Annotated in this window: 1 CRISPR repeat array. The window is 48.5% G+C overall.

From position 1 onward, the window contains the following. Positions 1–67 precede the first annotated feature (67 nt). A CRISPR array of direct repeats spans positions 68–682; the repeat unit is 30 nt; unit sequence GTCAGAGACGAAGTCTCGCTGATGAGCGAA.

Raw genomic sequence — 682 nt, 5'->3', positions numbered from 1 at the left:
CGAAGTCTCGCTGATGAGCGAATTGAAACTTGGTGTGTTCATCGTCGGCAACGATGTATGCGTTACCGTCAGAGACGAAGTCTCGCTGATGAGCGAATTGAAACTCGGTGGGATTGTATTCGGAATTGTAAGAATAACCACCGGTCAGAGACGAAGTCTCGCTGATGAGCGAATTGAAACACGACCGTTTTAGCCGCCGCCACCGTTACTGTTGCGGTCAGAGACGAAGTCTCGCTGATGAGCGAATTGAAACGAACGCCGTTTCTCCGTCTGTGGTTTGTTCCTTGGTCAGAGACGAAGTCTCGCTGATGAGCGAATTGAAACGTTGACTTGGAAAATTGAGCTGTTGCCTAGTGGGGGTGTCAGAGACGAAGTCTCGCTGATGAGCGAATTGAAACCTGTTCACAGGTCCTGATGCTTTGATGCCCCCAAGTCAGAGACGAAGTCTCGCTGATGAGCGAATTGAAACCAGCCCAGAAAACAAGCTTTTCACCATCGGCGCGGGTGAGTCAGAGACGAAGTCTCGCTGATGAGCGAATTGAAACTTATTGTTATTTCATGAGCCCGTAATGATCCTGTAGTCAGAGACGAAGTCTCGCTGATGAGCGAATTGAAACTTGCGATGTTCATTTTTTCTCCTTTTTTGTAGTAGGTCAGAGACGAAGTCTCGCTGATGAGCGAA

Origin of the sequence: Corynebacterium sp. HMSC073D01 (assembly GCF_001815555.1) — a bacterium.
In the GTDB taxonomy this organism is placed as follows: domain Bacteria; phylum Actinomycetota; class Actinomycetes; order Mycobacteriales; family Mycobacteriaceae; genus Corynebacterium; species Corynebacterium glucuronolyticum.
Note: the sequence above shows the minus strand (reverse complement) of the source record. Positions and strands in the feature narration are given on the sequence as shown.